The following is a 24,774-nucleotide window of genomic DNA, read 5'->3' as shown; positions in this document are numbered from 1 at the left end:
AGCCGTCGATGCCGACGCATACCCGAATCCGCATGTTCAATACCAAGGCGACATATCCCAACCAGAGCCTGGATAACGATCTCTGCCAGGCTGTGCGGGCAGGCAACACTGTTTATGTGCGTGGCCAGGTGGGTACCGACTTCGAGGGGCGCCTGGTCGGCCTGGGCGACCCCGAAGCCCAGGCCAACCAGGCGATGAAGAACGTCAAGCAGCTGTTGGAAGAAGCTGGCAGCGACCTCAGCCATATCGTCAAGACCACCACCTATATCACCGACCCGCGTTTCCGCGAGCCGGTCTACCGGGAGGTGGGGCAGTGGCTCAAGGGGGTCTATCCCATCTCCACCGGCCTGGTGGTGGCGGGTCTGGCCCAGCCGGAGTGGCTGATGGAGATCGATGTGATCGCCGTGATCCCGGAAGACAAGGAGGGCGCCCTATGACCTTTTCCATCGCCGGCTTCTGCCGCGAGACCGGCCAGTTCGGCACCGCCATCAGTTCATCGAGCATCTGCGTGGCCAGTCGCTGCCCCTTTATCGCCCCGGGGCGCGGGGTGGTCTTGACCCAGAACGTCACCAACCCGGTGCTGGGCCAGCGCGGCACCGAGCTGCTGGCCCAGGGCCTGGACGCCGACACGGTGCTGGCGCGCCTCGTCGAGGAGGAACGTTTCCCCGAATGGCGCCAGCTTCAGGTACTGGATGCCGAGGGGCGCAGCGCCGTGCATAGCGGTGCAGAGACCCTGGGAATCCACGCTACTCGCCAGGGGCGTGACTGCGCGGCCGGTGGAAATATGCTGGCTGACACCGCGGTGATCGATGCCCTGGTGGAGACCTTCGAGCGCCACGAGGGTGAGCTCGCCGAGCGGTTGCTGGCGGCGCTGGAGGCAGCGCAGGCCGACGGTGGCGAGATGGGGCCGGTGCATTCGGCGGGGCTCAAGGTGACCGACCGGGCCAGCTGGCCGGTGGTGGACCTGCGGGTGGACTGGCATATCGCACCCATCCAGGAATTGCGCATGGTATGGCAGGCCTACCGCCCCCAGCGCGACGCCTATGTCTGCCGCGCCATCGATCCCAACCAGGCACCGGGCTATGGGGTGCCGGGGGACGACCGATGAGCGACTTCGACGCCTCGGCGGCGTGTGTCGCGTTGCTCAAGCGGCTGATCGCCTTCGATACCACCAGCGAGCGCAGCAACCTGCCGCTGATTCACTTCGTGCGGGACACTCTCGCCGAGCAGGGCATCGAGGCGACCCTGATCCCTTCGGCCTGCGGCGAGAAGGCCAATCTCTACGCCACCATCGGCCCCCGGGACCGCCCCGGGGTGATGCTGTCCGGGCATACCGACACCGTGCCGGTGACCGGCCAGGCCTGGAGCAGCGACCCCTACTGCCTGACCGCCAGGGGGCAGCGCCTCCATGGTCGCGGCACCGCGGACATGAAGGGCTTCCTGGCGGCGGTGCTGGCGGCGGTACCGGCCATGGCCCGCGCCGAGCTGACCGCGCCGATCCATCTGGCTTTTTCCCACGACGAGGAAGTGGGCTGCGTAGGAGTGCGCAGCCTGCTGGCGGCTATGCAGCGCTACTGGGTGCGCCCCGCCGCCTGTGTGGTGGGCGAGCCCACCTCAATGCGTCTGGCCACCGCCCACAAGGGCAAGCTGGCCGGCCGCATCGAGGTGACGGGCAAGGCTTGCCACTCCGGCATGGCCCCGGAGGGCATCAATGCCATCCAGGCGGCGGCGCCGCTGATCCAGTGGTTCGCCGACACCGCCGCTGCCAAGGCCGAGACCGGGCCCTTCGATACCCGCTTCGCCATCCCCTATACCACCCTGCAGTTGGGCACTATCAAGGGGGGCACGGCGCTGAATATCGTGCCGGCCCAGTGCCGTTTCGACTTCGAAGTGCGTAACGTGCCGGACGAAGACCCGGATCGCCTGCTGGCGCCGCTCGAGGCCGAGGTGGCACGCCTGGATACCGAACTCAGGGCGCGCCATCCCGAGGCCGGGGCCAGCCTGAGCCGGCTCGGCGATTACCCGGGCCTGGCCATGGCCGAGCAGGGCGAGCTGGTGGAGGTAATCCTGGCGCTGCTGGCCGACCCGGGCCGTGAGCGCATCGGCTTCGGCACCGAGGCGGGGCTCTTCCAGCAGGAACTGGGAATTCCCACCCTGGTCTGCGGCCCCGGCAGCATGGCCCAAGGGCATCAGCCCGACGAGTACGTGACCCGGGAGCAGTTGGGCCGCTGCGAGGCCTTCCTGGCGCGGCTGACCGAGGCGCTGGGCGACCCCGAGGCGGTGGCGCGCCTGGATCGCGCCTGCGCGGCCCAGGCGCCCGCCGGGTAGTGCCGTGACGGGCCAGTGGGGCGGGCGCCGCCGAGCCAGCCTTGGTATGCTCGGCAGGGGCGGCGTCGCCGCTTCGAGCCCCCGAGCCTGGATAATCGTCGATGCGTCACTTTACCCTCAAGCAGCTGCGCTACTTCGTCGTCGCCGGCGACCTCTCCAGCGTCACCCAGGCGGCCAGGCAGTTGCATGTCTCCCAGCCCTCCATCTCGGCGGCCATCCAGCAGATCGAGGAGACCACCGGCCTGCAGCTCTTCGTGCGCCATCACGCCCAGGGGCTCTCCCTGACGCCGGCCGGCAAGCAATTGCTGGTGCGCGCCAAGCAGTTGCTACGGGACGCCGAGGGGCTGGAGCGCTTCGCCGTTTCCCTGGGCGAGGAGATCGGCGGCGAGCTGCGCCTGGTGACCTTTCCCACCTTCGCCCCGGTCTTCCTGCCCCAGCTGCTGCGCCGCTATGCCGATCGCTACCCGGCGGTGAGCCTGCAGTGCGACGAGATGAACCAGGCGGATATCGTCGCCGGGCTGGGCAAGGGGGACTACGAGCTGGCCTTCACCTACGACCTTCAGGTCCCCGAGAGCATCGACTTCACGCCCCTCTACCGCTTTCCCCCCTATGCGGTGATCAGCGTCGCTCACCCCCTGGCCAGCCGCGACAGCGTGCGCCTCGCCGAGCTGGTGAAGTACCCCATGGTGATGCTCGACTGGCCGCTGAGCCGCGAGTACTTCCTCTCGATCTTCTCCCTCCTGGGCCTCTCGCCCACCGTGGCTCACCGCGCCAAGTCCATGGACATGATTCGCGGCCTGGTGGCCAACGGCTTCGGCTTCTCGCTGTTCAATACGCCCTTGACCACTCTCGACGCCTTCGATGGCGGGCGGCTCAAGGCGCTGACCCTCGACGATGAGGCGCCGCCACTCTCCATGGGCATCGCCTGTCTGCGCGGGCTGCGCCTGAGCCCCGCCGCCGAGGCCATGCACCGGCTGGTCTGCAACGTCGAAACGCTGACGCCGACCCTGGAACTGCTGGCGCCCTATCTCGTCCAGGCACCCGAGCCGTTGATCGGACTCCAGGACGCGGATTGACGCCACTAGCGCGCCTTGTTGGCCTTGCCGCCCCTGCGAGCTGGGCCAACGAGGCCCGGCGTCGCTGCCCACGATTTCCCCTTTATCAATGAACGGCGCAGCCGGCGGGTTGAGTTCCTTTTTGCATAAGAAAAACTGAGGCAAGGCTTAGCATAATAATATTTTAGCTAATCAACCCCCAGGACTATCGTGAACTCACCAAGCGTGATTCATGCCTCTCGAGGCCCATAACTACAACCCCCGACGACTGGAGTGCTTCCCATGGCGGCACACGATCTTTACTACTGGCGTGACCTGCGCACTCGGCTGAGCCTGTCCGGTGGCGCCTTCATCGATGGGCAGCGTGTCGAGGGCGCCGATGGCGGTACCCTGACTACCTGGAACCCGGCTACCGGCGAGGCGCTGGGCGAGGTGGCGGCCTGCACCGCCGCGGACGTGGACCGGACCGTGGCCGCGGCGCGCGCGAGCTTCGAGGCGGGCACCTGGTCCCGGGCCGCACCGGCCCATCGCAAGGCGGTGCTGCAGCGCCTGGCGGTCTTGATGATGGAGCATCGGGACGAGCTGGCTCTGCTCGAGACCCTGGACACCGGCAAGCCGATCAGCGATGCCCACGGCATCGATATCCCCGGTGCCGCCGGCTGCTTCGCCTGGTACGCCGAGGCCACCGACAAGCTCTATGGCGAGGTGGCGCCCACCGATGGCGACAACCTGGCCACCATCACCCGGGAACCCGTCGGCGTGGTGGCGGCGGTGATCCCCTGGAACTTCCCCCTCGATATCACCGCCTGGAAGCTGGCCCCGGCACTCGCCGCCGGCAATAGCGTGATCCTCAAGCCGGCGGAGCAGTCGCCGCTCACCGCCCTGCGCCTGGCCGAGCTGGCCAAGGAGGCGGGCCTGCCCGACGGCGTGTTCAATGTGCTGCCCGGCCATGGCCACGTCACCGGTCAGGCGCTCGGCCTGCACCCGGACGTGGACTGCCTCGCCTTCACCGGTTCCACCGCGACCGGCAAGCGCTTCCTGGAGTACGCCGCCGCCTCCAACATGAAGCAGGTATGGCTGGAGTGTGGCGGCAAGAGCCCCAACCTGATCTTCGCCGACTGCGACCTGGATGCCGCCGCCGCCGCCGCGGTGCAGGGCATCTACTTCAACCAGGGCGAGGTGTGCTCCGCCAACTCGCGGATCCTGGTGCAGCGCGACATCAAGGAGGCCTTCGTGGCCCGCTTCGTCGAGGAGGCCGCCAAGCTCAAGGTGGGTGATCCCCTGGATCCCGAGACCCGGGTCGGATCGCTGATCGACAACGATCATGCCAAGCGGGTGCGCGGCTTTATCCAACTAGGCGTGGAAGAGGGCGCCAGGTTGGCCCTGGGCGAGGCCCCAGCGGCGGATGCCGAGGGCGCCTTCGTCATTCCGACCCTCTTCGAGGGCGTCACTCCCCAGATGACCATCGCCCGGGAAGAGATCTTCGGCCCGGTGGCGGTGATGATCGAGTTCGCCGACGAGGACGAGGCGGTGACCATCGCCAACGACTCCATCTACGGCCTGGCCGCCTCGGTATGGACCCGGGACCTGTCCCGGGCGCACCGGGTGTCGCGCCGCCTGCAGGCCGGCACCGTCTCGGTGAACACCGTCGATGCCATCGACTTCACCACCCCCTTCGGCGGCTACAAGCAGTCCGGCTTTGGCCGCGACCTGTCGCTTCACGCCCTGGACAAGTTCACGCAACTCAAGACCACCTGGATTCGCCTCTGAGCGATGTTCCCCGCTCGTCGCCCGACCCCGGCGGCGAGTGTCGACGACAGCACAACAACAACGAAGGTGACGACAATGCAACAGACACAGACCCCGGTTGCCGGCGCCCCCGCCGAGGCAACCACCAGCGGCCCACCCCGCGGTGTCCTGGGCTTCAAATCACTGCTGGCAGTGGCGGTCGGCCTGGTAGTCTCCCAGGGAGTGATGGTGATCATGCTCCAGGGGGTCGGTATCGCCGGCGCCGCCTTCATCGTGCCCCTGACCATCGCCTGGGTGCTGGCACTCTGCTACGCCGCGTCCTTCTCGGAACTGGCGCTGATGGTGCCCCGGGCGGGCAGCCTGAGTGCCTATACCGAGGTCGCGCTGGGCCACTTCCCGGCCATCCTTTCGGTCTTCTCCGGCTATGTGGTGGTGGCCATGTTCGCGCTCTCCGCGGAGCTCTTGCTGGTCAACTACCTGCTGGGGGTGCTCTATCCCGGCCTGGGCGGCAGCCTCTGGATCGCCTTCGGCATCCTCGGCGTGTTCACCGCGCTCAACCTGCTCGGCATCGATGTCTTCGCCAAGCTGCAGAACCTGCTGGCCTTCGTGATGGTGGTGGCCCTGACCCTGCTCGGCGTCAGCGCCCTGAGCGGCGGCTTCGCGCCTCACGAGATTGCCGCGGGACAGGTCTTCGGCGAGTTCAACCTGGGAGATGGCGCCCTGACCCTGATCGCCCTGGCCATCTGGGGTTATGTTGGTGTGGAGTTCGTCTGCCCGCTGGTGGGGGAGTGCCGCAACCCGGCGCGCAACATTCCCCGCGCCATGTTCGTCGGCCTGACCATGATCTTCGGCGTCTTCCTTCTCTATTGCCTGGGTGCGCTCTTCTACATTCCCCGCGAGACCCTGATGAACGCCGAGCTGCCGCACCTGGAATATGCCACCGCGACCTTCGGCGGCTCCGGCACCTTCCTGCTGGCGGTGGCGGCGGTCACGGCCACCTGCAGCACCCTCAACACCTCGCTGGCCTCGGTGCCACGCATGCTTCAGGGCATGGCCGAGCAGGGGCAGGTGTTCCCGGTCCTCGGGCGCCTGACGCCGACGAGCCGGGTGCCCTGGGTGGCGGTGCTGTTCATTGCCGGCGTCACCGGCCTGCCGCTGCTGATCTGGGGCAATGAGCCGGGCACCGTGGGACTGCTGCTGGTGGCTGCCGCCATTGCCTGGTTGCTCGCCTACATCATCGCCCACGTCAATGTGATTGCCCTGCGTCGCCGCTATCCCGACGCCGAGCGTCCCTATCGCACCCCCTTCTACCCGCTGCCCCAGCTGATCGGCATCGGCGGCATGGTCTACGCCATCGTCTACGCCTCGCCGGCCCCGGAGCTGACCACCTGGATCTTCACCAGCGCCGGTGTGGTGCTGGGCATCGTCAGCCTGGTGGCCGTGGTGTGGATCAAGGGCGTGATGAAGAAGCCGCTGTTTCGCCCCGAGCCGCTGGATGAGCTGATGGCCGACACCGGAAGCCAACCGAGCAGCGACTGATCCCGAAATTCGGTATCGGGTCACAGGCCCGATGCCTCGAACAACAGCAAGCCCCGACTCGTACAGGAGCGCCGCCATGAACAGCCTCAACCAAACCGTCACCACGATCGCCAGCGACGAGAAGCAGCGCATCTGGGAAGCCGATCGCGATCACTTCATGCACCCCTGGACCGACTTCTCCACCTTCAAGGAGACCGGTTCCATGGTCTTCACCGCCGCCGACGGGGTCTCCATCCAGGACGCCGACGGCAGGCGCTACCTGGACGGCATCGGTGGCCTGTGGTGCGTCAATATCGGCTATGGCCGCAAGGAGATCGCCGCGGCGGTGGCGGAGCAGATCTGCGCCATTCCCTACTTCTCCACCTTCGGCCACCACACCACGCCGCCGGCGGCCAGGCTCGCCGCCAAGCTGGCCGAGCTGGCCCCGGGCGATCTCAACCACGTCTTCTACGGCTGCGGGGGCTCGGTGGCCAACGACACCGCGGTGCGCCTGATTCACTTCTACTTCAACCAGTTGGGCAGGCCTACCAAGAAGCAGATCATCTCGCGCATCGACGGCTACCACGGCAGCACCTACATGGCGATGTCGATCACCGGAGTCAAGGTCGACCATATCGGCTTCGATATCGACGAAAGACTGGTGCATCACATCTCCTGCCCCAACCCCTATCGCCGTCCGGAAGGCCAGAGCCTGGAAGCCTTCTGTGACGAGAAGGTGCAGGAACTCGAGGACAAGATACTAGAGATCGGCCCGGACAACGTGGCCGCCTTCTTCGCCGAGCCGATCATGGGCGCCGGTGGGGTGATCGTGCCGCCCGAGGGCTACCACAAGGCGACCCTCGAGGTGTGCCGCAAGTACGACGTGCTTTATGTCTCCGACGAGGTGGTCACCGCCTTCGGTCGCCTGGGCCACATGTTCGCCTCGGAGGACGAGTTCGGCATCGTCCCGGACATCATCACCTGCGCCAAGGGGCTCACCTCCGGCTACCTGCCGCTGGGAGCCACTATTTTCTCCGACCGCATCTATGCGGTGATCAGCAAGCCCCAGGCCGAGGGTGCCATCTTCACCCACGGCTTCACCTACTCCGGCCACCCGGTGAGCTGTGCCGCGGCGCTGAAGAACATCGAAATCCTCGAGCGCGAGAGCATCTGCGATCACGTCAAGGACGTCGGCGCCTATTTCGAGAATCGCATCCGCGAACTCGGCGAGCTCGACCTGGTAGGCGATGTGCGGGGGCGCAAGTTCATGATCTGCCTGGAGAGCGTGGCCGACAAGCACACCAGGGAGCTGATCGATCCCAGGGCCAAGGTGGGTAACCGCATCGCCGACGCCTGCCAGAGGCGCGGCCTGATCGTGCGCCCGCTCGCGCACATGAACATCCTCTCGCCGCCCCTGATCCTCACCCGCGAGGATGTCGACTTCGTCGCCGAGACCTTGAAGGAGAGCATCCTCGAGGTCACCGCAGGCCTGCGCGCCGAGGGCTACCTGTCCCGTTGAGGACCAGCTTCGCGACTGGACCGAGGGCTGCATTGCCGTCACCAACACGGAAATTCAGATGCTGGAGCGCTGGTTGGATGTCGGCACGCTGGTGGTGATCCACTGATCGGACCGGCGTTGGTCAGACACCAATACCGCTTCGACTTGCGTCAGGACCCGTTCGGGCCCGAGGACCTGGCGGCCCCCGAGCCCCGGACGGATCTCGGCCATGGCGTGCTGCCGGCTCAGGCCACGGCCGCCCGCCGGTCGAACGCCTCGGCGTTGGGGCAGAAGCCACGACACTCCTCGACGCCGGCATCGCGGCGCATGGCGCGCCAGCAGCGGCCGGCCACCGGGCAGGCGTTGCAGGTCCGGCGCATCGCCTGGAGGTCGCTGTCCTCGGCAATGCGCGAGGCCTCGAGGCCGAAGCGCTGCATCATCACCGGCATCAGGGTCTCGGACGGCACGAAGGCCAGGTAGGCCCCCTGGTTCATCTGCCTGGCCACTTCACGCTCGAAGCCGGCCTCGAGTGGCGCCTCGAGGTCCTTCACCAGGGCATCGAAGGCCCCGCTGGATGCGTGCTGCATATCGCGCACCAGCTGGGGGGTGGACGCCCGGTAGCAGTGCTCGCCGAGGCGCTTCCACCAGGACGGGCGGCGCGGGGTGGTGCCGATGTGGGCCATGATCGGTCTCCCTTGATGGCGGTTCGAGATGAGTATCGTCCGCTCGGCGATGCTGTGCCTTGACCCGCATCAAATTTGTTTCACTTGAAACGGAATCGCCCGCACGGCGGCTAGCTCGTGAAGCGAACGCCCCGCGGGGTTACACTAGCGCCCAGTTCATGTCCCCGCTGCCAGCCGAGGCCCTCGATGAGTTCCCACCTGCTCTCCGTCGATTCCCTGTCCAGAGACCATGTCGATCACCTGCTGCGGGTCGCCGCGCGCATGGAGCCCATCGCCCAGCGGCGCCAGGTCACCCGGGTGCTGGAGGGCGCGGTGCTCGGCAACCTCTTCTTCGAGGCCAGCACCCGCACCCGGGTCAGCTTCAACGCGGCCTTCTGCCGGCTGGGCGGCAGCGTCTGCGACACTACCGGCTTCACCTTCTCCTCCATGGCCAAGGGGGAGTCGCTCTACGACACCAGCCGGGTGATGAGCGGCTATTGCGATGCCATCGTGATGCGCCACCCGGAGCAGGGCTCGGTGGCCGAATTCGCCGCGGCGACCCATGTCCCGGTGATCAACGGCGGCGACGGCCCCGGCGAGCACCCCAGCCAGGCGCTGCTCGACCTCTATACCATCGACAAGGAGTTCACTCGCCTCGGCAAGTCGCTGGCGGGCGCCCATGTGTTGCTCACCGGCGACCTCCGGTACGGCCGCACCGTCCACTCGCTGATCAAGCTGCTCTCGCTCTATGCCCCGATGCGTCTCACCCTGGTCGCCCCCCCGGGGCTGGAAATGCCGAGCCACCTGATCGACCTTGTCGCCTCCCGCGGCCACCGGGTGGAGCAACGCGACAGCCTGGCCAGCGACTTCTCCGATCTCGACGTGGTCTACACCACGCGCATCCAGAAGGAGCGCTTCACCGCCGAGATGAGCGAGGGCTTCAGCCTGTCGCGGGACTTCACCGTGGACCGCGCCTTCCTCGATGCCCGCTGCTCGGACACCACCATCGTCATGCACCCCTTGCCGCGGGACAGCCGCCCCGATGCCAACGACCTTGACGTGGACCTCAACGGCGACCCGCGCCTGGCGATCTTCCGCCAGACCGACAACGGCATCCCGGTGCGCATGGCGATCTTCGCCACCCTGCTGCAGGTCGAGGAGCTGATCGAGAAGGACCTGCGCCCTGTGCGCTGGTTCGTGCCCGGCCGTGTGGGCGTTGACGACGCCCCCTTCTGATCACGCGGCGGGTCGCCGTCCATCGCCTATGCTGATGTGCGCCGGGGAATATGCGAAGCTGAAGCGGCGGCCCGCGACGGGGCCGCCGACCCTGCGGACAACAAGACGTGTTGCCGGCCCCGGCAACCCATAACGAAGGGAGGCGTTACGCCCATGACTCTGCACCGCGCATATGTTCTGCTGGCGGCTTTCTATAGCCTGCTCCTGCTGATCGGACTGATCGCCCTGCTCGCCGGCGGCGGCACCCTGCTGGCCCTGCCGCAACTCGCCGTGGGCGCCCTGGGCGTGGTCGGGCTATGGGGCTATATCCTCAAGAAGGGGTTCATGAATCCGCGCATGTGGCGCCCCTTCGCCTGCCTGCTGGGCGTTGCGGCGGCGGTGCAGCTGTTCCTGGTCTTCGCGGCGTCGCCGTCGGGCACCGAGATCACCTGGATGCTGACCAGCACCATCTTCTCGCTGCTGCTGATGATCCTCCTCTACCGCTACGGCGATCGCGACCAGGCGCTCTGGGCCTCACCGGAGGAACTCGAGGGCGGCAAGCTGCTGGGCGAGCTGCTGGAAGCGCAGCCCGAGCTGATGGTGGAGAAGCAGGCGGAGGACCGTCAGGCGACCGTCAGGGTCCAGAAGGCCGGCAACGAGTACCGCGCCAGCGTGGTGCGGCAGCGGGAAGCGGAAGTGGAGAGGTTCGAGGAACGCTTCACCTGCCCGGCGACCCTGGCGTTCTTCATCGAGAAGTTCACCTGCATCTCGGTGCGCGACTTCGCCGACAAGTACACCGGCGGCGGCACCAGCCCGGCATGACCGGCCGGGCCGCCGCCGGCCTCAGCCTGGCGGCAGGCCCTCCCGGCGGGCGAACCAGCTCTCGAGGATCAGCACCGCACTGATGCCATCGACCCCCTCGTCGCGGTAGTTGCCACGGTGCCCCGCCTCCCGGGCGATGGCCTTGGCCTCGCGGGTGGAGCCGCGCTCGTCGACCATCTCGCAGGGGATGCCGTAGCGGCCGAAGAGCCGCTTGCCGAACTTGCGCGCACGGGCGCACATCTCCGCTTCGCTGCCGTCCACTTCCAGCGGCAGCCCCACCACGAACAGGTCGGGGCGCCACGCCTCCACCAGCCGCGCGACCACCGCCCAGTCGGGAATGCCGTCGCGGGCCGGCAGCGGATCGAGTGGCCGGGCGCTGTGGATCATCTCGTTGCCCACCGCCACGCCGATGCGCCGGGTGCCGAAATCGAAGGCGAGGATCAGGCGCTGGCCGGCCTCGGCCATCAGGAGTGCCCCGCCTCGCGGGTCATCAGGTTGAGGTCGATGCCGAGGATGCCGGCGGCGGCGGAGAGACGCTGCTCCGGGGGCACCTCGAAGAGGATGTCGGCACGCCCCTCCACGGTGAGCCAGGCGTTGTCCATCAGCTCCGTCTCGAGCTGGCCGGACTCCCAGCCGGCGCAGCCGAGACAGACGAGGAACTGCTCCGGGCCCTCGCCCGCCGCCAGCGCCTGGAGCATGTCCATGGACGTGGTCAGGGCGATGCCCTCGGCCACCTGGATACTGGAATCCCAGACGTCGCTGGTGCCGCGGTGCAGGATGAAACCACGATCCTTGTGCACCGGCCCACCATAGTAGACCGGAGCATTGCGATGCGGGCTCGCCTCGCCACCCAGCTCCAGCTGTTCGAACAGGGCGTCGAGGGTCAATTCCAGCGGCCGGTTGACGATCACCCCCATGGTGCCGTTGTCGTCATGGTCGCAGAGGTAACTGAGGCTGCCAGCGAAGTTGGGGTCTTCCAGGTGCGGCATCGCCATCAGGAAGTGGTTTTTCAAGCTTTGCATGGGACTCCCCGGCGGTCCTAACGCACGCCGTAATGATTGCCTTGGCCGAACCGCCAGACGCGCGTGATGGACAGGCTGTCGAGCTCACCCATGCCGCGGTCGAAGGGCCGGTAGGGTGCCGCGCCGTGCACGGTATCCAGTGCCGCCTGGTCGAGTTCGGCGTGTCCCGAGGATTGTACCACCTCTGCCTGAAGTAGCTGACCATCACGGTCGATCACCACACGAATGCGCAGTTGGCCGTGCAGATGGCGCGGCGCCGGGTGCACCCGGTTGCCGTAGTCCTCGACGCGGCGGGTCCAGTCGTCGATGTAGCGAGCCTCGGCGGCACGCCGAGCGGCCTGCTGGCTGGCGTCGCCCTCGGGCCCTTGCGCCTCCGGCGTGAGCCCCTGCTCGCGGATGCTGGTGGTCGCCTGGGCCAGCAGGTCGCGGCCGGAGGCCGAGGGGGCCGCCGCGGAGGGCACCGCTGGCGTCTCCGCCGCCTGGGGGGCGCTGGCCCGGGGCTCGGGGGGAGTGTCGATCTCGCTCGGCGCCTCGGCCGCCGGCGGCGCGGCCTCGTCGGGTAGCGCCTCGGGCTCGTCTTGCTCCAGTTCGGCGGCCTGCTCGGGCTCGGCGGGCGTGGCCGGATCCACCGCGCTGTCCGTCTCCTGCAGCACGGGCAGGTCGTCCATGGGCGCGGCGCGGGACTCGGCGGGCACCTCCTCCTGTTGCTCGCCGCGAGCCTGCTGATCGGCCTCGGCGATCGCCTCGGCCTCGACGGGCGTGTCCGAGGAGCGGGTCACCAGCACCACGTCGAGGCTGGTGCGCTCGGCCGGGGCCGGGGCAAACTGCCAGCTCGCCACGATGCCGATCACCGCCAGGTGCAGCAGCAGCGCCAGCGACCAGGCCAGCCAGCGGCGATGCGGCCGGGTGACCGGGGCGTACTGGATGGGGTCGCTGACATGGATCGTCATGGCTTATCCCAGGCGGCGCTCGATGGCGTCCATCAGCAGGCCGGCAATGTCGGTGCCGCGCTGGTCGTCGATCTCGCGCACGCAGGTGGGGCTCGTCACGTTGATCTCGGTGATGTAGTCGCCGATCACGTCGAGGCCGACGAACATCAGCCCCTTCTCGCGGACCGTCGGCTGCACCTGTTCGACCAGCCAGTGATCGCGCGCGGTGAGCTCGCGGCTGATGCCGGTGCCGCCGGCGGCCAGGTTGCCCCGCGTCTCCCCGGCCATGGGCATCCGGGCGAGGCCGAAGGGCACCGGCTCCCCCTCCACCAGCAGGATACGGGTGTCGCCATCGCTGATTTCGGGGATATAGCGCTGGGCCATGATCTGGCGCTGGCCGCGCTCGGTGAGGGTCTCGATGATGGCGCCGAGGTTGCGGCCCTCCGGCTGCACGTGGAAGATCCCGCTGCCGCCCATGCCGTCCAGCGGCTTGAAGATCACGTCCCGGTGTTCGGCATGGAAGGCCCGCAGCACCGGTTCGCTGCAGGAGACCAGGGTCGGGGTGCAGCACTGGGGAAACTGCTGGGCGAAGAGCTTCTCGTTGCACTCGAGCAGCGCCCGGGTCGGGTTGACCACCAGCACGCCCTCGCGCTCGGCGAAGCCCAGCAGATGCACGGCGTTGAGGAAGTGGGCGTCCACCGGCGGATCCTTGCGCATCAGGATCACGTCGAGCTCGGCCAGCGGCCTCGGCTCGGGCTCGCCCAGGTCATACCAGTGGGTGGGGTCGCGGTGCACCGCGAGGTCACGCAGGCGGCCGAAGGCACGGCCTTCGCGCAGGAAGAGGTCCTCCTGCTCCAGGTAGTGCAGCGACCAGCCGCGGTCCCGGGCGGCCCACAGCATGGCCATGGTGGTGTCCTTCTTGTAGGCGATGTCGGCGATGGGATCCATCACCACACCGACCCTCAGCATGCGTTCGCTCATCGGTTCGGGTGTCCACAGGAAAGAATGGGGATGCCGGCAGTATGCCGCAGGGCCCGCGGCAACACCAAGGCACGCAGGCCGGGGGCGGCCCCCGGAAGCGGCCGGGACCTAGCGGCTCGCGTCGCCGTCGTTACCCGGTGCCAGGCGGATGCCGGCCGCCTCGATGACGATCAGCCGCCGCTTGTAGAGCCGCCCGATCGCCTGCTTGAAGGCGTTCTTGCTCACCCCCAGACGCGCCTTGATCTCGCCGGCATTGCTCTTGTCCGAGAGCGGCAGAAAGCCGCCGCTCGTGCGCAGCGCCTGGAGCACCTGCTCGCCCACCACGTCGAGGCGCGCCTCGCCCGGGGGCAGCAGCGAGAGATCCAGCCGGCCGTCGTCGCGCAGCCGCTTGATAAAGCCGGTGACGCGCTGGCCGCGGCGCAGCGGCCGGGTCACGTCGTCACGGTAGAGCAGCCCCCAGAAGCGGTGGTTCACCACCGTCTTGAAGCCGAGGTCGGTCTGGTCGGCGATCACCAGCGTCACCTCGTCGCCCGGCGCCAGCCCCGCCGCTTCGTCCTGGACGAAGCGGTCGAGCTTCTGCGTGGCCACCGGCCGTCCCTGCTGGTCCTCGTAGATCATCACCAGCACCCGCTTGCCCACCGAGGGGCGGAAGTGCTGCTCGCCATAGGGCAGCAGCAGGTCGCGGGGGTGGCCCCAGTCGAGGAAGGCGCCGGTGTCGTTGACCGTGACCACCTCGAGGTAGGCGACCTCGCCGACCGCCGTCTTCGGGGCCCGATAACGGCGGGCTGAGCGTGTACCGGGCGAAGCGGCAGGGCGCGGCGCATGGCCGGGGCGGGGGTCTCGGGAGTCAGGCATGGCGCGATTTCCAGCGGAAGTGTGCCGCCATTATGACAAAAACGGCGGCCACCCGGGCCGCCGAAGGGTACTGCGTGCGTGCCATGCGTCGAATGAATGTGATCCACCGAGCGGCTAGACTCGAGCTTCGTTCCATCCACACGACAGGCCCATGCGACCCGGCGTCATCACCCACGGCTCCACCGACGACCTTCTGCCCCTCCACCGCCAGCCCGGCTTCCTGAGCTTCCTCCTCTCGCGGCTGGCGGCGGTGTTTGCCATGCAGATCCAGGCCGTGGTGGTGGCCTGGCAGGTCTACGCCATCACCCGCGATCCCATGTCGCTGGCCTATGTGGGCCTGGCCCAGTTCCTGCCCATGGTGCTGTTGTTGCTTCCCGCCGGCGACCTGGTCGATCGCTTCCCGCGCAAGCGCATCCTGCAGCTCAGCTGGGCCGTGCAGGCCCTGTGCAGCGCCCTGCTGCTGGCGCTCTCCGCCGCCGCCGGCGGCGACGTGACGCCCTACTATGCCGTGCTGGCGCTGTTCGGCTGCGCCCGGGCCTTCACCGGACCGACCCTGCAGAGCCTGCTGCCGAACATCGTGCCCCGCGCCCAGCTCGCCCAGGCCATCGCGCTCAACAGCTCGATCATGAAGATCGCGGTGATCGGCGGCCCTCTGCTCGGGGGCATTCTCTACGCGGTGGGCGGCAGCCTGGCCTATGCGGTGTGCCTGGGCGGCTTCGTGGCGGCCCTGGCGCTGCTGGTGCCGGTGCCGCTCCGCCATGCCCAGCAGAGCGGGCCCCTGGAGGCCACCGCCTGGCGACGCTTCACCGCGGGCATCGGCTATATCCGCCACCAGCCGATCATCCTCGGCGCCATCTCCCTGGACCTGTTCGCGGTGCTGCTGGGCGGCGTGGTGGCGCTGCTGCCGATCTATGCCCAGGAGGTGCTGCACGTGGGCCCCGAGGGCCTGGGCGCGCTGCGCAGCGCCATCGCCGTCGGCGCGCTGCTGATGGGGCTCTACCTGGGGGTGCGCGGCATCCGGCGCCACGCCGGGACGGTGATGTTCGCCGCGGTAGCGGTGTTCGGCGTCGCCAACCTGGTGTTCGCCTTCTCGACGCTGTTCTGGCTGTCGCTGGCCGCCATGCTGGTCGCCGGCGCCGCCGACATGATCAGCGTCTACGTGCGCATGACGCTGATCCAGCTGGCCACCCCGGACGAGATGCGCGGCCGGGTCAACGCCGTCAACATGCTGTTCATCGGCTCCTCCAACGAGCTCGGCGAGTTCCGCGCCGGCAGCATGGCCGCCTGGGTCGGCGTGGTGCCGGCGGCGGTGATCGGCGGGCTCGGCACCCTGGCGGTGGTCGGCGTGTGGATGCGCGCCTTCGCCCCGCTGCGCCGGGTCGACCGCTTCGACGAGGCCACGGCGGAGGCAGCCCGTAGTTGAACCACCGCTCTCGACTTCCTCCGACAGTTGCAACCGCATCAGAAAGCCGCCCGCTGAGTCCATCACCTTCTGACTGTCACAGATCCCCGAAGCGATGCTGCAGCAGGGAGAGCGCCACCACCGGGGCAGTCTCGGTGCGCAGGATGCGCGGGCCGAGGGAGAGGGAGGCGAAGTCGGCGGCCAGGGCGGCCTCGACCTCGGCGTCGGACAGGCCGCCTTCCGGGCCGATCAGCAGGGCGGCGCTGGCGGGAGCGGGCTCATGCTCGAGCGCGCCCCGGGTGCCGGGATGCAGCACCAGCCGCAGGGCCTCGCCGCGGTCGGCCAGCCAGTCGGCCAGGGCAACGGGGGGATGGATAGGCGGCAGGGTGGCGCGACCGCACTGCTCGCAGGCGCTGGCGGCCACCGCCTGCCAGTGGGCGAGCTTCTTCGCCTCGCGTTCGCCCTTGAGGCGCACGTCGCCGTGCTCGGTATGGAGCGGGGTGATCGCCGCCACCCCCAGCTCCACGGCCTTCTGGATGGCGTAGTCCATGCGGTCGCCCTTGGAAATCGCCTGGCCCAGGTGCACCGCCAGCGGCGACTCGCCGCGGCCGGCCTCGACGGCCTCGATGCGCGCCACCACCCGCTTGCGACCAGCCTCCACCAGCACCGCGCGGGCCTCCTGGCCACGGCCGTCGAACAGCACCAGCGACGCCCCCACGCCCAGGCGCAGCACCCGCGCCACATGGCGCGCGGCGCCTTCGGGCAGAACGACATCGCCGCCGACGGTGAAGTCGGCGGCGACGTGGATGCGCGGGGCTCTTGCCAGGGACCTGGCCTCGGTCTTCATCGATCGCCGCCCCTTGCCTTTACTGGGTCGTCTGCTCGCCCTGCTGCTGTGCCTGCTCGGCCTCGCGCTTCTTCTTCTGGGCGTAGATCGCCTCGAAGTTGACCGGCGCCAGCATCAGCGGCGGGAAGCCGCCACGGTTGACCAGGTTGTCGATGCACTCGCGGGCATAGGGGAAGAGCACGTTGGGGCAGAAGGCGCCCAGGGTGTGGTCGAGTTGCGCCCCCTCGATGCCGCTGATGCGGAACAGGCCGGCCTGCTCGATCTCGGCCAGGAAGGAGGTGGTCCCCTCCTCGCTGTGGGTCACCTGGGCGGTGACCTTGACCACCACCTCGTAGAGGCCGTCGCCCACCTGCTGGCTGGAGGTGTTCAGGTCCAGGCCGACCTTGGGCTTGAACGGCTGCTGGAACACGGTCGGCGAGTTGGGGGCCTCGAAGGAGATGTCCTTGACATAGATGCGCTGCAGGGCGAACTGCAGTTGCGGCTTGTCCTGCTGGCCGGCGGCCGCGCCGGCGTTCTGGTTGTTCTCTTCCGCCATGGGAAAGGTCCTTTGAAACGGTGAACGAAAAGGAAGTTGGCGTGGTTACTTCTTGACCACGGGGAGACCATCGGCCTGCCACTGGGCCATGCCGCCCTTGAGCTTGACCGCCCGCTCGAAGCCGGCCTTGGTCAGCTTGGCCAGGGCGACGCCGGAACTCTGGCCATGCTTGCAGGCCACGATGATCGGCTTGTCCTTGAACTTGTCGAGCTCGTTCAGGCGATTCTCGAGCTTGCTCTGGGGAATGTTGCGCGCGCCAGCGATATGGCCGGCCTTGAAATCGCCCGCTTCCCGGATGTCGAGCACCACGGCATCCTCGCGGTTGATCAGCTGGGTGGCCTCGCTGGCGGTCACGCCGCTGGCGGCGCTGTTGCGGACCTCGTAGGCGATCCAGGCGGCCAACACCAGCAGGAAGGCACCCACCAGCAGCGGGTGATTCTGCACGAATTCAAACAGCTGATCGATCATGGGTCCGGAACACTCTTTACTCGGTGCATGATGGGGTGAAACCGGCACGGCTCGCAGGCCCGCCGCCGGGCGGCGCCCAGTATACACGAAGCCGTGGCGAACCGCGGCCGGCGGACGGCGACCATGACGCCCGGCGCTGCCATGCGATATGATGCCGCAAGCAGCAACAAGTCGCGACCCCGATGAGCGCCCCGCGTTCGTCGCGGCGTCGCCATCAACAAGAGGCCCTTCCCCCATGACCGACGCTTCGACCTCCGCCCCCCGCCCGGTGGCACTGATCATTCTCGACGGCTACGGCCACAACCCCGACGCCGCGGACAACGCCGTGCTGGCCGCCCGCACCCCGGTGATGGACCGCCTGCAGCAGGAGCACCCCGCCACCCTGATCCACACCGACGGCCGCTACGTGGGCCTGCCGGACGGCCAGATGGGCAACTCGGAAGTCGGTCACATGAACCTGGGCGCCGGACGCATCGTCTACCAGGACTTCACCCGCATCACCAAGGCGATCGAGGACGGCGACCTGGACGCCATCGCCGAGCTCACCGCGCCCATCGATGCCGCCGTGGCCGCGGGCAAGGCCGTTCACCTGCTGGGCCTGCTCTCGCCGGGGGGCGTGCACAGCCACGAGGAGCACTTCCTCGCCATGGCCGAACTGGCCGCCCGCCGCGGCGCCCGGCGCATCGTCGTCCACGGCTTCCTCGACGGCCGCGACATGCCGCCCAAGAGCGCCCTGGCCTCCATCGAGCGCGTCAACGCGCGCCTCGCCGAGCTGGTCGGTGCCGAGAACGGCTTCGTCGCCTCGCTCATCGGCCGCTACTACGCCATGGACCGCGACAACCGCTGGGACCGCGTCGAGAAGGCCTACCACCTGCTGACCCTCGGCGAGGGCGAGTTCGACGCGGGAAGCGCCGAGGAGGGCCTGCGCGCCGCCTACGAGCGCGACGAGACCGACGAGTTCGTCAGCGCCACCAGCATCCGCCCGGACGGTACCCCCGTCACCATGGAGGATGGTGACGCCGCCATCTTCATGAACTTCCGCGCCGACCGTGCCCGGGAGCTGACCCGCGCCTTCGTCGAGGACGACTTCGGCGGCTTCGCGCGCCGCGCCCGCCCGCGCCTCGCCGCCGACGGCCTGGTGACGCTGACCCAGTACGCCGCCGACATCCCCGCCCCCGCCGCCTTCCCGCCGGCGGAGCTGACCAACACCCTGGGCGAGGTAATGGAGAAGCGTGGCCTGACCCAGCTGCGCATCGCCGAGACCGAGAAGTACGCCCATGTGACCTTCTTCTTCTCCGGCGGCCGCGAGGACGAGTACGACGGCGAGACCCGGGTGCTGGTGCCCTCGCCCCAGGAGGTGAAGACCTACGACGAGAAGCCCGAGATGAGCGCCGTGGAGGTCACCGACCGGCTGGTGGAGGCGATCGACTCCGGCCGGTACGACCTGATCGTCTGCAACTACGCCAACGGCGACATGGTCGGTCATACCGGCAAGTTCGACGCCGCCGTCAAGGCCATCGAGGCGGTGGACGCCTGCGTCGGCCGGGTGGTGGAGGCGATCCAGCGCGCCGGCGGCGCCTGCCTGGTCACCGCCGACCACGGCAACGCCGAGCAGATGGTCAACCCCGAGACCGGCGTCGCCCAGACCGCCCACACCACCTTCGACGTGCCGCTGGTCTATGTCGGCCCCCGCCCGGCGAAGCTCCGCGACGACGGCCGCCTGTGCGACATCGCCCCGACCCTGCTGACCATGATGGACCAGGCGATCCCCGAGGAGATGAGCGGCCGGGTGCTGATCGACTTCGGCTGATACCGCGCGACGGGAGGCCAGCGGATGGCGAGAGGTGTCGCGACACTCGGCGTGCTGCTGCTGGCCCTCTGCCTGGTCCCGCCGCTGGCCGCCCAGCCCAGCGAACGGGCCGCCCGGGAGCAACTCGATGCCATCGGCGAGGAGATCCAGGGGCTCTCCCGGCGCCTCTCCACCACCCGCGAGGCCCGTGACGATGCCGGTCGCGAGCTGCGCGAGGTGGAGACGGCGCTGGCCGAGACCCACCGCCGCCTCGACGCCCTGCAGGCCGAGCGCCGCGGGCTCACCGACGAGATCGACGCCCTCGAGTCCCGGCGCAATGGCCTCGAGGCCGAACGCGCCGACCAGGTCGAGGCGCTCAATGCCCAGCTCGACGCCCTCTACCGTCTCGGCCTCACCCCCCAGCTCAAGCTGCTGCTCAACCAGGACGACCCGGCCCGGCTCGACCGCCTGCAGCACTACCTCAACCGCCTGGCGAAGGCCCGCAACGAACGCCTCGACGAACTCGCCCGGCTCGACAGCGCGCTGGCCGACAACCGCCGGGCGCTCGAGGCCCGCGGCACGCGCCTCGACGCCCTGGCCGAGGAACTGGCGAGCCGTAGCGCCGACCTCGCCGAGCAGATGCAGGGCCGTGCCCAGCTGGTCGCCGAACTCGACAGTCGCTACGCCACCGAGCAGGCACGGCTGGAGGACCTCAACCAGGATCGTGCCCACGCCGAGCGGGTGCTGCGCGAGGTGCAGGAGGCGCTCGCCCGGCTGCAGCGGCCGCCGCCCTCCACCGCCATCGAACAGACCCAGGGTGAGCTGCCCTGGCCGGTACAGGGGCAGGTCGCCTCGCGCTTCCGGCGCGGCGACGGCGTACACCGCAACGGCATGCTGATCCGGGCCGCCGAGGGCACCCCGGTGCGGGCCGTCCACGGCGGTCGGGTGGTGTTCGCCGACTGGATGCGCGGCTTCGGCAACCTGCTGATCGTCGATCACGGTGACCAGGTGATGACCCTGCACGCCCACTTGCAACACTTCGGCGTCGAGGTGGGCCAGGCGGTCTCCCGGGGCGACACCCTGGGGGCGGTAGGCGCGAGCGGCGGCCACGACACCCCGGCCCTCTATTTCGAGGTCCGCCGCGGCGGCGAGCCGATCGACCCGCAGTCCTGGATCGCCTCGCGATGAACCCGGCCCCTTTCCCACAGCCTCGCCCACGGGCTATGCTGAGCTGCCCGTCATGGAACAGCGGAGATCGCATGCATCCACGTCTCGCCGGCCCTGCCGCCTCGCCACGGCGGCTGATGGCGATGCTTCTGCCCGTCGCCCTGCTGGCCCTGCCCCTGCCGGCTGCCGCCACCCCCTCGGCCAACGACCTGCCGGTGGAGGACATCCAGACCTTCGCCGAGGTGTTCGAGCGCATCAAGCGCGCCTATGTCGAGGAGGTCGACGACAGCACCCTGTTGCGCAACGCCATGCGCGGCATGCTCAGCGAGCTCGACCCCCACTCGGCCTATCTCGACCGCGAGGAGTTCCAGAGCCTGCACGAGTCCACCGAGGGCGAGTTCGGCGGCGTAGGCATCGAGGTCGGCACCCAGGACGGCCAGCTGACGGTGATCACCCCCATCGACGACACCCCGGCGTCCCGCGCCGGGCTGCAGTCCCGGGACGTCATCCTGCGCATCGACGACACCCCCACCGACCGCCTCTCGCTCCAGGAGGCGGTCAACCTGATGCGTGGGGACCCGGGGACCGAGATCAGCCTGACCATCATGCGCCAGGGCGAAGAGGCCCCGCGCACCTTCACCCTGACCCGGGAAGTGATCCGCACCGAGAGCGTGCGCAGCGAACTGCTCGAACCCGGCTACGGCTACCTGCGGGTCAGCCAGTTCCAGACCCGCACCGGTGACCAGGTACGCAGCGCCCTCACCAGCATGGAGCGCGAGGGCGCCCTCAACGGCCTGGTGCTGGACCTGCGCAACAACCCCGGCGGCGTGCTGCAGGCCGCCGTGGCGGTGGCCGACGCCTTCCTCGACAGCGGGTTGATCGTCTACACCGAGGGACGCCTGCCGGACACCGAGATGCGCTTCTCGGCCAGCACCGAGACCGCCGCGCCGGACGTGCCCCTGGTGGTGCTGATCAACGGCGGCAGCGCCTCGGCGGCGGAGATCGTCGCCGGCGCCCTGCAGGACCAGCGCCGCGGCGTGGTGATGGGTACCGAGAGCTTCGGCAAGGGCTCGGTGCAGCAGATCATGCCGCTGGGCAACGGCGAGGGGCTCAAGCTGACCACCGCCCTCTACTTCACGCCGGGCGGTCGCTCGATCCAGGCCCAGGGCATCGAGCCCGACGTCCAGGTGGTGCGCGGCCGGCTGGAAGTCGCCGAGGGCAGCGAGCTACGGGTGCGCGAGGCCGACCTGGAGGGTCACCTGCGCTCCCGCGGCGAACCGCGCACCCGCGGCGAGCTGGGCGAGCGCCTGCGCGAGGACTACCAGCTCGGCGAGGCACTCAACCTGCTCAAGGCGTTGAATGTGCTGAGCCAGCGCGATCGTTAACGCAACACCATGGGCAGGTTACCGGCAGGAGGCCGGCAGCCTGCCCCGGTGGCCGGTGGCCTGCTGCATCAGCAGGCGCTTGAGCGGCCCCGAGCGGTCGACCCCGGACATGCCCAGGTTGCGCGCCAGGGTCAGCGCCGGGTGGCGGGACCCGAACAGCAGCCGGAAGCCGTCCATCAGTGCCAGCATCGTGGCGTTGTCCCCGCGCCGGCGCCGGGCATAGCGGGCCAGCAGTCGCTCGTCTCCCGGCGCCACCCCACGGGCACGCCCCCTTACCAGTTCCTCGGCCAACACCGCCGCGTCCATCAGCCCCAGGTTGACCCCCTGGCCCGCCAGCGGATGGATGCTGTGGGCGGCATCGCCGACCAGCGCCAGCCCCGGCAGCACATAGCGCTCGGCATGACGCTGGGTCAGCGGCACCGCCAGGGCCCGGTCGATCACCGTCACCTCGCCGAGCCGCAACTCCACGGCGGCGGCCATCTCGCGGGCCAGTGCTTCCGGCGGCAGGGCCACCAGGCGCTCGGCCTCGCCGGGCGAGGTCGACCAGACGATGGAGCAGTGGTGGTCATCACCATCAACGACCAGCGGCAGGAAGGCCAGCGGCCCGGTGGGCAGGAACACCTGGCGGGCCACCTCGCCATGGGGGCGCGTGGTCCTGACCGTGGTCACCACCGCCACATGGCCGGTATCCCGGGCGCTGACCCCGATGCCCGCCATCTCGCGCAGCGGCGAACGGGCACCGTCGGCGGCCACCACCAGGGGCGCGGCCAGCCGGCGACCATCCTCCAGCACCACCTCGCGATCGTCCCCCCGCTCCTCGAGCCCTGCCACCCGGGCACCGTAGTGCCGCTGTACCCCGGGCAAGGCGGCGAGGCGTGACTCCAGGCCGGCCAGGATCACGTCGTTCTCGACGATATGGCCCAGCACCGGGACCCCGGCCTGGTCGGCGGAGAAGTTGACCTCGCCACTGCCCTCGGCGTCCCACACCTGCATGAAGCGGTAGGGACTGGCCCGTCGGCCCCGTATCCAGTCCCAGGCGTCGAGCCCCTCGAGCAGCCGCTGCGAGACCGGCGTCAGGGCACTGACCCGCCGGCCGGGCCGGCCATGGCCGACCCGGTCGGCGTCCAGCGGTGCCTCGCGGGCATCGAGCAGGGCCACCGCCACCCCGGCATTGCCGAGCAGGCAGGCCAGGGTCGCGCCTACCATGCCGCCGCCGACGATCACCACCTCGGCGGCTTCCCCCTCCTCACCGCGCTCCCGGCCTTCCGGCGGCGGCCCCTGGTGATGCGTTTCCTGCATGTGGTTCTCCTATCTTTCCAGCCCCATGGCGCGCCGGGCCAGGGTACGGCGCAACGGGCCCACCAGGTTCAACCCGACGAGCCCCGCGGCCCGGGCGTGGGAGAGCAGCGGGCTGTCGATGCCGAACAGGCGGATCAGGCCATCGCTGAAGCGGATCACGTTGTGGCGGTCGGCACCTCGCCGGGCTTCGAAGTCGGCCAGTACGGCCATGCTGCCGACCGACTCGCCCCGGGCCAGGCCATGCTCCAGGGCGGCGACCAGGTCCATCACGCCGCGCAGGGCCAGGTTGAACCCCTGACCGGCCACCGGGTGCAGCGAGTGAGCGGCATTGCCCAACACGGCGAGCCCGGGGCGCACCGACTCCCGAGCGGTGATCAGCGACAGCGGGTAGGCGTGCCGGCTGCCGACCCGGCGAAAGCGCCCGGCACGTTCACCGAAGGCCCGCTGCAGCTCGGCGAGGAAGTCGCCATCGGAGAGCGCCAGCCGGCGGGACTCGCGGCCGGCGCCGTGGGTCCAGATCAGCTCCATGGCCTGGCCACGCAGCGGCAACAGGGCGATGGGCCCCTCGCCGGTGAAGCGCTCCCAGGCCATGCCGCCGTGGGGCTCGCTCACCTCCACGCTGGCGATCAGCGCCACCTGGTCATAGGGCTGCTCGCGACTCTCGATACCGAGCCGCTCCTTGAGCCCGGAGCGACCGCCGTCGGCCAGCACCGTCAACCCGGCCTGGAGCCGGCTGCCGTCGGAGAGGCCCAGCCGATAGCCACCCGCCTCGGGGCGAATCGCCTCGACCCGGGCGGGACAGTGCCAGGCCAGCGGCAGTTGCGCCAGCCGGCGATGGAGCACCCGCCCCATCCAGGCGTTGGGGATCACGTGGCCCAGTGCCTCGACGCCCAGCTCATCGCTGCGCAGCCGGGTGGCCCCGAGGCGGCCCTGCTCGCTGACGTGGATCCGGCGGATCGGTGCAGCCTGTTCGGCCATGGCGGACCACAGGCCCATGCCGGCGAAGTGTGTCGCCGAGCCCTGGGCGATGGCGCTGGCCCGAGCATCGAAACTGGGCTGCCAGGGTGCCTCCACCCGGTCGAGCAGCGGAGCGGCCTCGATCACCGCCACCGACAGCCCCAGCCGCTCGATCAGCGGCACCAGGGCACAGCCCAGGCTCGCCCCCACCAGGCCGCCGCCGACGATGGCGATGTCCACCCGCTGCTCCACGGCACCCGTCATCGAGGCCTCCCGATCATTTCATAATGT

At 69.3% G+C, this 24,774-nt stretch carries 25 protein-coding genes; 13 read left to right on the top strand and 12 right to left on the bottom strand.

Going from position 1 to position 24,774, the window contains the following annotated elements:
* Positions 1–8: 8 nt before the first annotated feature.
* From CR157_RS15790 to CR157_RS15760, 7 genes are all read left to right on the top strand, one after another.
* Positions 9–437 (top strand): RidA family protein, encoded by a 429-nt coding sequence (locus CR157_RS15790; protein WP_110284472.1) that lies wholly within the window; start codon positions 9–11, stop codon positions 435–437.
* Entirely contained in the window at positions 434–1,108 is a 675-nt protein-coding gene (locus CR157_RS15785) for a DUF1028 domain-containing protein (RefSeq protein ID WP_110284471.1), read from the top strand. The genes CR157_RS15790 and CR157_RS15785 overlap by 4 nt, the downstream gene beginning before the upstream one ends.
* Positions 1,105–2,328, top strand: a complete 1,224-nt coding sequence (gene argE / locus CR157_RS15780; RefSeq protein WP_110284470.1) for an acetylornithine deacetylase — start codon at positions 1,105–1,107, stop codon at positions 2,326–2,328. Before CR157_RS15785 ends, argE begins: the two co-directional genes overlap by 4 nt.
* Positions 2,329–2,429: 101 nt before the next feature.
* Positions 2,430–3,404 carry a LysR family transcriptional regulator gene (locus CR157_RS15775; protein WP_110284469.1) on the top strand — a complete coding sequence of 325 codons (975 nt, stop codon included), beginning with the start codon at positions 2,430–2,432 and terminating at the stop codon, positions 3,402–3,404.
* Between the two features lie 261 nt (positions 3,405–3,665).
* A complete protein-coding gene (locus CR157_RS15770) occupies positions 3,666–5,153 on the top strand; it encodes an aldehyde dehydrogenase (protein WP_110284468.1) in 1,488 nt (495 codons plus the stop codon).
* A gap of 75 nt (positions 5,154–5,228) precedes the next feature.
* A complete protein-coding gene (locus CR157_RS15765; protein WP_110284467.1) occupies positions 5,229–6,671 on the top strand; it encodes an APC family permease in 1,443 nt (480 codons plus the stop codon).
* Positions 6,672–6,747: 76 nt separating this feature from the next.
* Positions 6,748–8,169: an aminotransferase gene (locus tag CR157_RS15760; RefSeq protein ID WP_110284466.1), complete on the top strand. Its 1,422-nt coding sequence runs from the start codon at positions 6,748–6,750 to the stop codon at positions 8,167–8,169.
* A 54-nt stretch (positions 8,170–8,223) separates the two neighbouring features.
* On the opposite strand, the gene CR157_RS22640 is transcribed toward CR157_RS15760, so the two are convergent.
* Both CR157_RS22640 and CR157_RS15755 read right to left on the bottom strand, forming a co-directional pair.
* The gene (locus CR157_RS22640; protein ID WP_181422078.1) at positions 8,224–8,379 is read right to left on the bottom strand and encodes a hypothetical protein; all 156 of its coding nucleotides are present in this window, start codon (positions 8,377–8,379) and stop codon (positions 8,224–8,226) included.
* Positions 8,380–8,393: 14 nt separating this feature from the next.
* Positions 8,394–8,831, bottom strand: coding sequence for a hypothetical protein (locus tag CR157_RS15755; protein WP_110284465.1), 438 nt, complete (start codon positions 8,829–8,831; stop codon positions 8,394–8,396).
* 186 nt (positions 8,832–9,017) lie between these two features.
* On the opposite strand from CR157_RS15755, the gene pyrB reads away from it, so the two are divergent.
* The gene (gene pyrB / locus CR157_RS15750; RefSeq protein ID WP_110284464.1) at positions 9,018–10,046 is read left to right on the top strand and encodes an aspartate carbamoyltransferase; all 1,029 of its coding nucleotides are present in this window, start codon (positions 9,018–9,020) and stop codon (positions 10,044–10,046) included.
* A gap of 153 nt (positions 10,047–10,199) precedes the next feature.
* The gene (locus tag CR157_RS15745; RefSeq protein ID WP_110284463.1) at positions 10,200–10,847 is read left to right on the top strand and encodes a hypothetical protein; all 648 of its coding nucleotides are present in this window, start codon (positions 10,200–10,202) and stop codon (positions 10,845–10,847) included.
* A 21-nt stretch (positions 10,848–10,868) separates the two neighbouring features.
* On the opposite strand, the gene ruvX is transcribed toward CR157_RS15745, so the two are convergent.
* The 5 genes from ruvX to CR157_RS15720 form a co-directional block, all read right to left on the bottom strand.
* On the bottom strand, positions 10,869–11,312 hold the full coding sequence (gene ruvX / locus CR157_RS15740) for a Holliday junction resolvase RuvX (RefSeq protein WP_110284462.1): 444 nt from the start codon (positions 11,310–11,312) through the stop codon (positions 10,869–10,871).
* Entirely contained in the window at positions 11,312–11,869 is a 558-nt protein-coding gene (locus tag CR157_RS15735; protein WP_110284461.1) for a YqgE/AlgH family protein, read from the bottom strand. The genes ruvX and CR157_RS15735 overlap by 1 nt, the downstream gene beginning before the upstream one ends.
* A gap of 17 nt (positions 11,870–11,886) precedes the next feature.
* Positions 11,887–12,819: an energy transducer TonB gene (locus CR157_RS15730; RefSeq protein ID WP_110284460.1), complete on the bottom strand. Its 933-nt coding sequence runs from the start codon at positions 12,817–12,819 to the stop codon at positions 11,887–11,889.
* A 3-nt stretch (positions 12,820–12,822) separates the two neighbouring features.
* Positions 12,823–13,779 (bottom strand): glutathione synthase, encoded by a 957-nt coding sequence (gshB, locus tag CR157_RS15725; protein ID WP_110284459.1) that lies wholly within the window; start codon positions 13,777–13,779, stop codon positions 12,823–12,825.
* 108 nt (positions 13,780–13,887) lie between these two features.
* Entirely contained in the window at positions 13,888–14,634 is a 747-nt protein-coding gene (locus CR157_RS15720; RefSeq protein ID WP_110284458.1) for a CvfB family protein, read from the bottom strand.
* 151 nt (positions 14,635–14,785) lie between these two features.
* On the opposite strand from CR157_RS15720, the gene CR157_RS15715 reads away from it, so the two are divergent.
* Positions 14,786–16,057 (top strand): MFS transporter, encoded by a 1,272-nt coding sequence (locus CR157_RS15715; protein ID WP_110284457.1) that lies wholly within the window; start codon positions 14,786–14,788, stop codon positions 16,055–16,057.
* A gap of 76 nt (positions 16,058–16,133) precedes the next feature.
* Here the strand turns inward: CR157_RS15715 and CR157_RS15710 are convergent, their stop codons facing one another.
* From CR157_RS15710 to CR157_RS15700, 3 genes are read right to left on the bottom strand one after another with little or no spacing between them, the layout of a single operon-like run.
* Entirely contained in the window at positions 16,134–16,883 is a 750-nt protein-coding gene (locus CR157_RS15710) for a 16S rRNA (uracil(1498)-N(3))-methyltransferase (protein WP_110284456.1), read from the bottom strand.
* A gap of 19 nt (positions 16,884–16,902) precedes the next feature.
* Entirely contained in the window at positions 16,903–17,418 is a 516-nt protein-coding gene (gene secB, locus CR157_RS15705) for a protein-export chaperone SecB (RefSeq protein WP_110284455.1), read from the bottom strand.
* Positions 17,419–17,463: 45 nt separating this feature from the next.
* Positions 17,464–17,886, bottom strand: a complete 423-nt coding sequence (locus tag CR157_RS15700) for a rhodanese-like domain-containing protein (protein WP_110284454.1) — start codon at positions 17,884–17,886, stop codon at positions 17,464–17,466.
* A gap of 235 nt (positions 17,887–18,121) precedes the next feature.
* Between CR157_RS15700 and gpmI the strand changes: the two genes are divergently transcribed.
* From gpmI to CR157_RS15685, 3 genes are all read left to right on the top strand, one after another.
* Positions 18,122–19,696, top strand: a complete 1,575-nt coding sequence (gpmI, locus tag CR157_RS15695) for a 2,3-bisphosphoglycerate-independent phosphoglycerate mutase (RefSeq protein WP_110284453.1) — start codon at positions 18,122–18,124, stop codon at positions 19,694–19,696.
* A 24-nt stretch (positions 19,697–19,720) separates the two neighbouring features.
* On the top strand, positions 19,721–20,863 hold the full coding sequence (locus CR157_RS15690; protein ID WP_110284452.1) for a murein hydrolase activator EnvC family protein: 1,143 nt from the start codon (positions 19,721–19,723) through the stop codon (positions 20,861–20,863).
* Between the two features lie 71 nt (positions 20,864–20,934).
* Entirely contained in the window at positions 20,935–22,227 is a 1,293-nt protein-coding gene (locus CR157_RS15685; RefSeq protein ID WP_110284451.1) for a S41 family peptidase, read from the top strand.
* An 18-nt stretch (positions 22,228–22,245) separates the two neighbouring features.
* Here the strand turns inward: CR157_RS15685 and CR157_RS15680 are convergent, their stop codons facing one another.
* Positions 22,246–23,526, bottom strand: coding sequence for a UbiH/UbiF/VisC/COQ6 family ubiquinone biosynthesis hydroxylase (locus tag CR157_RS15680; RefSeq protein WP_110284450.1), 1,281 nt, complete (start codon positions 23,524–23,526; stop codon positions 22,246–22,248).
* A 9-nt stretch (positions 23,527–23,535) separates the two neighbouring features.
* The gene (gene ubiH / locus CR157_RS15675; RefSeq protein WP_110284449.1) at positions 23,536–24,747 is read right to left on the bottom strand and encodes a 2-octaprenyl-6-methoxyphenyl hydroxylase; all 1,212 of its coding nucleotides are present in this window, start codon (positions 24,745–24,747) and stop codon (positions 23,536–23,538) included.
* Positions 24,748–24,774 lie beyond the last annotated feature (27 nt).

The sequence above is a fragment of the Halomonas sp. LBP4 genome, assembly GCF_003202205.1.
GTDB lineage: Bacteria > Pseudomonadota > Gammaproteobacteria > Pseudomonadales > Halomonadaceae > Halomonas > Halomonas flagellata.
Note: the sequence above shows the minus strand (reverse complement) of the source record. Positions and strands in the feature narration are given on the sequence as shown.